At 62.0% G+C, this 6,335-nt stretch carries 8 protein-coding genes; 2 read left to right on the top strand and 6 right to left on the bottom strand.

Annotation, left to right across the window (positions count from 1 at the left end; genetic code table 11):
* The 6 genes from ACY693_RS13415 to ACY693_RS13390 all read right to left on the bottom strand — a co-directional run.
* Nucleotides 1–510, bottom strand: a 510-nt coding sequence (locus ACY693_RS13415) for a Mur ligase family protein (protein WP_462322332.1), incomplete at its 3' end; no start/stop codon positions are given.
* Nucleotides 511–598: 88 nt separating this feature from the next.
* On the bottom strand, nt 599–2,377 hold the full coding sequence (locus ACY693_RS13410; protein WP_462322331.1) for a peptidoglycan D,D-transpeptidase FtsI family protein: 1,779 nt from the start codon (nt 2,375–2,377) through the stop codon (nt 599–601).
* A complete protein-coding gene (gene ftsL, locus ACY693_RS13405; protein ID WP_462322330.1) occupies nt 2,374–2,670 on the bottom strand; it encodes a cell division protein FtsL in 297 nt (98 codons plus the stop codon). The genes ACY693_RS13410 and ftsL overlap by 4 nt, the downstream gene beginning before the upstream one ends.
* A 10-nt stretch (nt 2,671–2,680) precedes the next feature.
* The gene (gene rsmH / locus ACY693_RS13400; protein WP_462322329.1) at nt 2,681–3,613 is read right to left on the bottom strand and encodes a 16S rRNA (cytosine(1402)-N(4))-methyltransferase RsmH; all 933 of its coding nucleotides are present in this window, start codon (nt 3,611–3,613) and stop codon (nt 2,681–2,683) included.
* Nucleotides 3,614–3,657: 44 nt separating this feature from the next.
* Entirely contained in the window at nt 3,658–4,110 is a 453-nt protein-coding gene (gene mraZ / locus ACY693_RS13395) for a division/cell wall cluster transcriptional repressor MraZ (RefSeq protein WP_462322328.1), read from the bottom strand.
* 490 nt (nt 4,111–4,600) lie between these two features.
* Nucleotides 4,601–5,167, bottom strand: a complete 567-nt coding sequence (locus ACY693_RS13390; RefSeq protein ID WP_462322327.1) for a CIA30 family protein — start codon at nt 5,165–5,167, stop codon at nt 4,601–4,603.
* Between the two features lie 313 nt (nt 5,168–5,480).
* Here ACY693_RS13390 and ACY693_RS13385 point away from each other — a divergent pair, with 313 nt between their 5' ends.
* Both ACY693_RS13385 and ACY693_RS13380 read left to right on the top strand, forming a co-directional pair.
* Nucleotides 5,481–5,978 (top strand): methyltransferase family protein, encoded by a 498-nt coding sequence (locus ACY693_RS13385; protein ID WP_462322326.1) that lies wholly within the window; start codon nt 5,481–5,483, stop codon nt 5,976–5,978.
* A gap of 141 nt (nt 5,979–6,119) precedes the next feature.
* A partial coding sequence (locus ACY693_RS13380) for a hypothetical protein (protein WP_462322325.1) occupies nt 6,120–6,335 on the top strand: 216 nt, incomplete at its 3' end.

The raw sequence follows: 6,335 nt of genomic DNA, 5'->3' as shown, positions 1-6,335 counted from the left end.
AATATCGGTCATATAGCCGATCTCGCCGTGATGGTTCGCGCCCATCTCGAGGATCAGGAACTGTTCATTGCGCGCAGACAGCAGCGTCAGTGGCATGCCGATGTCGTTGTTCAGGTTGCCTTGGGTGGCGCGCGTGGCGCCGGCCTCGGACAGGATCGCAGCGGTCATCTCCTTGACCGTTGTCTTGCCGTTGCTGCCGGTAATCGCAATGATCCGAGCCGGTATGCGATCGCGCCAAGCCGCAGCGAGGTGGCCCAAGGCGAGCCGGGTGTCCTTGACGATCAATTGCGGTACATCGATGTAGAGCGGCCGGTCGCCCAGCACTGCCGCTGCGCCTTTGCTCGTGGCATCGGCCACATAGTTGTGGCCGTCAAAGCGCTCCCCGCGAAGCGCGACGAACAGCTGATCTTGGCAGTCGCTACGGCTGTCGGTGGTGACGCCGGCGTAGCTAACGTCAGCGCCGACCAGCCGCGCCCCGATCGCCTGCGCCGTTTCGCCGAGGCTCCACATGGTCCCGCTAGGTGAGTGCGGGTCTGATTGCTGTGCGCTCATCAGCTCAGGTCTCGCCGTTCGGTGAGTGGATCTGCGGGCAGGACCATTAGGGTGTCCTCTCGGTTGATGAGGTCAAGATCAGCGGATGCTTTGGATCATCCGGCGCGACGCTGTAGAGGCGTAGCGCAGCCGCCATCACCCGAGCGAAGGTCGGTGCAGCCACTGCGCCCCCGTAGTACTCCTTTCCGCCAGGCTCATCGATCATGACGACCATCACAAAGCGCGGATCGGTGACCGGGGCCAGGCCGACGAAGACCGATTGGTACTTGCCCTCGACATAGCCACGCCCGGTGGCCTTTTTCGCGGTACCGGTCTTGCCAGCCACGCGATAGCCAGGGATCGCGGCGCGACGCGCAGTCCCATCGGCCGACACCACGGTCTCGAGCATCAAGCGCACCGCCTGCGCGGTCTCGGGCGCAAAGACCCGCTCGCCGGGCGGGATGCTGTCGCGCCGAAACAGGGTTGCTGGGCGACTGATCCCGTCGGCGGCGATGATGGCGTAGGCCTGCGCTAGCTGCAGGGTGGTCACGTTCAGTCCGTAGCCGAAGGCGAGCGTTGCATGCTCGAAGCTCGACCACCCCTTGAAGTGAGGCAGAAAGCCGCTGCGCTCCCCCGGGAAGCCAACGTCGCCGGTCTCGCCGAAGCCGATGCGCCGATAGAGCTGCCAGAGCACGGCTCGATCCATCTGCTGGGCGATCTTGACCACGCCGACATTGCTCGACTTGGTGATCACGCTGGTGGTGTCGAGCTGGCCAAGATTGCGATAGTCGCGCACCCGATTGCGGCCAACCTGCATCACGCCGGGTGAGGTGCTGATCGGCGTATGCGGTTGTATCACACCGCGCTCGAGTGCCGCCGCCACCACGAAGGGCTTGACCGTGGAGCCGGGCTCGAAGACGTCGGTCAGTGCCCGGTTGCGCCGGTCCTCGGCGGACTCCTGCCGCGGCTGATTGGGATTGAACGAGGGCTGGTTGACTAGCGCCAGGATCTCGCCGGTGGTGACATCCAAGAGCGTTGCCGAGCCGCCGACTGCCTTGTGCTCCTCCACTGTGCGCTTGAGCTCGCGATAGGCGAGGAATTGCAGGCGCTGATCGACACTGAGCACGATGTCTTCGCCGTGCTCCGGCGCGTGAAGCTGCTCGACCTCTTCGACGATGCGGCGATGGCCATCTTGGATCACCCGGCGCTTGCCTGGCTCAGCCTTGAGTTCGCTGTTGCGCACCAGCTCAATGCCTTCTTGACCCTGGTCGTCGATATCGGTGAAGCCGATGACCTGGCCGAAGATCTCGCCACTCGGGTAGAAGCGGCGATACTCGGTCTCCATGCCAATACCATTGAGACGATAGGTCTCGATGACGTCCTCGACAGCGCGCGCTCGATACGGCTCGACGCGTCGTTGCAGATACATGTAGCGCCGACCCTTCGCGGCGTAGTCCTCGACCTTTGCCTCTAGCTCGGCGAGCGGTTCCTCCAGCGCGCGGGCTAGGGGCTCGAGCGCATCGCGGCGTGCAGCGAGCAGTTGAGGATCGGCCCAGATGGTGGCTACCGAGGTGCTGATGGCCAGGGGCTGATGGTTGCGGTCCATGATGATCCCCCGTCGCGCTGGGATCTCGCGGTCGCGCAGGAAACGCTTCGCGCCTTCATCCTTGAGAAAATCGGTTTCGACGACCTGGCGAAAGAAGGCGCTGGCCGTGACTGAGACGAAGGCCAGCGCCAATGCCGCGCCGATCATGAGTCGGCGTTGACCGAAACGCTTGCGGATGCGCTGCTGCTCGGCCTCGCGCAGCGCCCGATAGGCGTGCTTCATCCGATTGGCCTCGATCATGGTCTCTTGACCTCGACGATACGCAGCTCACCCGATCTCGGTAGGTGCATCTGTAGCGATTGGCGGGCGTGTCGTTCGACGCGTGCCTGCGTTCCCATGGCGGCCTCTTCGATCCGCAGACGCTCCCATTCGACATCGAGCGCATCGCGTGCAGCACGGACTGATTGCAAGTCGACAAACTCGATCCGAGTTAGGTACTTGACGTAGACGACGGCGGTTGCCGTGGCGACCACTGCCAAGCCGAGCAAGCCAAGACCGACGACTGATCCGGTGTGGAGTCCCAGCGATTTCATGGCAACGACCTCATGGCAGCCGCTCAGCAACGCGCATCACAGCGCTTCGCGCGCGTGGATTGCGCTCGATCTCGGCGTCCGATGGGCGAGTCGCATGACCAATCGGCCGTAGACGTCGGCACAGCTCGGCATCGCGGACCGGCACGCCCTTCGGGATGCTGGCTCCCTGCGCCTCGTCGCGGATGAAACGTTTGACGAGCCGGTCCTCCAGCGAGTGGAAGCTGATGACGACCAAGCGACCACCGCTAGCGAGCAGCTCACAGACGCCTGCCAGCGCGGCTCGCAGCTCCTCGAGCTCGGCGTTGATCTGGATCCGGATGGCTTGGAAGCTGCGCGTCGCGGGATGCTTGCCCGGCTCGCGGGTTGGAACCGTGTGTGTGATGAGGGCTGCGAGCTGGTCGGTCGTTTTGATGGGCGTCTGTTGTCGCGCGGTCACGATGGCGCGCGCGATGCGGCGCGCGAAGCGCTCCTCACCAAGTGTTTGCAAGGTCTTTGCGATCATCTGCTCGCTCGCGGCGGCCAGCCAGTCTGCGGCACTCTGCCCAGTGCTTGGGTCCATGCGCATGTCGAGCGGGGCATCGGTGTTGAAGCTGAAGCCACGCTCTGGCTGATCGAGCTGCGGGGATGCGACGCCTAGGTCGAGCAGGATGCCGTTGACGCGTCTGCTCCAGCCGCGTGCTTGGGCTAGCTGTGGTAGCTGCGAGTAGCGTGCCTGCTTGATCTCGAAGCGCGGGTCGGTTGCGGCCAATCGTTGGCCTGCGGCAACCGCTTCTGGGTCGCGGTCCACGGCGAGCAGGCGTCCGGCGGCGCTGAGCTGAGCGAGTAGGGCGCGCGCGTGTCCACCGCGGCCAAAGGTGCCGTCGAGGTAGCAGCCGGTGCGTTTTATAGCCAGCGCTTGCATGCTCTCGTTCAATAGAACCGGTATGTGCTCATGCGATGCCATTGTCTGGCTCGCCCCCTGTGCGGTTGTTCTGTGCTAATCCCTGCCTAGAAGGAGAAAGATGCTGTTTCTGGGTTTGTCGCCAATCTCGAGAGATCGACTTCCTCCGCGTCCTTAATCGTTGCCTGCCACGCCGACTCGTCCCATAGCTCGAAGCGATTCACCATGCCGACCAGCGCGACGCGCTTTTCTAGCCCGGCGAACTCGCGCTGTGCTGGCGTCAACATCACTCGCCCTTGAGCGTCCATCTCGGCGTCGTTCGCGTACCCGATCAGGAGCCGCTGCAGTGCGGTGGTTTCCGCAAGATGCGCGGGCATCGCGTTGAGCTTGCGCTCGATCTCAGCAAAGCCCGGCTCTGGGTAAATCAACAAGCATCGCTGTGGATGCGCAGTAATGACGAGGTGGGAGTCGCAGAGCTGCGCGAGCCGCTCGCGCTGCCGCGAAGGCATCGCAAGACGCCCTTTGGCGTCAAGATTTAGGAATTGTGTCCCCCTAAACATGACCGGCCCCCCTTTAGGCGGTCATTACCCCAAAAATCCACTGCACCCCACTTTTTTCCAATCTTAAGAGGCGGATCTCAGAAGGTCAAGGTCTTATGCGCAGTTTTTTCTTTGCATGACAAAGCGATTAGCGTGTTTTCTAAAACCTGTTTGAAGAGTTGATAAGTGATATATTTCCGGGAGATAGCGCGCATCTCTTAGTTTTCTTCTGCAAAGCTCCGCGAACACCTTGAGCTTGCGAGACTTAGGTCCTCTGGGCGCGTCTGGTGGTGTAAAGTGGAGTGATGTCGAGTTCGGCCGCCGTCTTGGGCTGGCCAGGAGAAGCAATGGAGCCTGCTGGTGGTGTTGGCGGGCGAGAGCAGGCTGAAGTCGAGGCTTCAGGGAAGCGATGGCCGCTCTGGCTCAACGCTCTTGCTTTGGCGTCTTGGTTTTTCTTCTTAAAAATCAGTCGTTTCGAGGGGATTGATCTAGAAGGTTCTAGACAGTCATGCTAGTAGAAGCCGATCTCTGCAATGCACACATCGGCTGACATCGCCTGTCCAATGGCGACGATGCCAAGACGCTTGAGTCGGGCTGGGTCTAGGGTGGGAACGAGCCGGTGGGGCTGGAAGCTCGAGAATGGCAGCCGGACCTCTTTCCAATCAGGGCCTGTCGAGAACGCGGCACGATACGACTGCCAAGGCAGCTGGATGGCCGTGGTCTTGAGATGCAGGTTGTAGTCAGCGCCATCGCCTCGCACGATGAGTCGGAGACCCTCGAAGGCGCTTGCGTCTAGCAGCCCGCGATCGTGCTGGAGATCCAAGCTCATCTGGACGAAGCCACCGTTGTTCTCCAGGCTAACGGTGCCGGTCAAGCAGAGTGCTGGGCGTCCGTCGATGACGGCGCGCGTCATCTCGGCCGCCGATATCCCTCCCATCACTTGATCGGTTATCAGGCGCCAGTCGGTGCCGAGCCTCGATGTGCTCTCCTGTTGGCGAAAATCATCAATGAGACCGGAAGTGGTGGCAAAGGACAGACTGGTCACCGCAAGTAACGTGAAAAATACTGGCTTGAGCATGGATTGAGGCGATTGCCGAAAAAGCTCGTGCCGCATTGCGCAGGATGTTTGTTTGCCTTCGAGGAGCGTCGCCGGGAGCCCAGTCAGGCTAATGGCCGGGCTACGTGGCCGGCGGCGCGACGAAGAAGGCGAGCGAAAAGACAAGCAAGGCCGCATGAGCTTTGACAGGAATCGCCTAAGTCTGCACCGATGGTGAGTGTTTGGTCCAGAGCTGAGTGCGAGATGGGTCGGCGTCGGCTCGCATTAAACCGACGCAGCACCCGGGGCAGTGCGATACTGACGCTATCCGATAACGCCAGACGTGGAGAACTCTATGAGTCAGCCCAGTGATCGGCCAGGACTCGGGCGACGCGGCGAGATGCTGGTCGCGATCCAGTTCGCGCTGATGATCATCTTTGCCGTTACGCCGGTATGGCATCCTGGACTCTCCGCGCAGCTGTATGCCGACTTGCTGCTGCCAAGACTGATCCTCGCGCTTCCGTTCGCGTTTGCGGCCCTGCTGCTCGGCGCGCTGGGCTCTCATCACATCCGTGAGTATCTAACGCCCCTGCCTTATCCAGTGGAGCACAATCAGTTGGTTCAGCATGGTGTCTATGGCCTGGTGCGCCATCCGCTCTACGCGAGCCTGTTGAGTGCGGCCCTGGCCTGGACGCTCTACTCGATCAGCTTGTCGCACTTGCTGTTGCTCATCCTCGGCTTCTTCTTCTTCGATCTGAAGGCACGCAAGGAGGAGGCCTGGCTGACTGAGCGCCATCCTGAGTATCCCGCCTATGCCGCGCGCGTCAGCAAGTTCATCCCGTGGATCTATTGAACGCTGCCGCCAGCCGCTCACCGCTGGGCCCTGTCTGTCTCTGTGTAGCGAGGACCGACCTCTTGGCTCTGATCTTGTCGCGACAAGCAGTCCGCCTGTCTACTCTCCGGCAATGTTCGCTAGCGTCAGCGTTGCGCGCCGATGGCCGCTAAGCTAGCAACTGCCTCTCAAGGGCCGATGCGACTGGGCGATGCCTATCGGCCGCTCGTCGGTCAATTCGACGAGATGCGCACCTGTGACGGTGGGCTGCGTCCGCACTGGCAGTACCTGATTGACGCCCTGCGCGAGCTCGGCCCTGAAGGTATCGACAGCCGCTGGCAGGAGGCGCGGCGACTGGTGCGGGACAATGGCGTCACC

This window comes from Halochromatium sp. (assembly GCF_054919635.1).
Note: the sequence above shows the minus strand (reverse complement) of the source record. Positions and strands in the feature narration are given on the sequence as shown.

Bases quoted from the DNA above. Each gene is read 5' to 3' on its own strand.
- ACY693_RS13410 (WP_462322331.1), bottom strand. From the start codon at position 2,377: ATGATCGAGGCCAATCGGATGAAGCACGCCTATCGGGCGCTGCGCGAG.
- ftsL (WP_462322330.1), bottom strand. From the start codon at position 2,670: ATGAAATCGCTGGGACTCCACACCGGATCAGTCGTCGGTCTTGGCTTG.
- rsmH (WP_462322329.1), bottom strand. From the start codon at position 3,613: ATGGCATCGCATGAGCACATACCGGTTCTATTGAACGAGAGCATGCAA.
- mraZ (WP_462322328.1), bottom strand. From the start codon at position 4,110: ATGTTTAGGGGGACACAATTCCTAAATCTTGACGCCAAAGGGCGTCTT.
- ACY693_RS13390 (WP_462322327.1), bottom strand. From the start codon at position 5,167: ATGCTCAAGCCAGTATTTTTCACGTTACTTGCGGTGACCAGTCTGTCC.
- ACY693_RS13385 (WP_462322326.1), top strand. From the start codon at position 5,481: ATGAGTCAGCCCAGTGATCGGCCAGGACTCGGGCGACGCGGCGAGATG.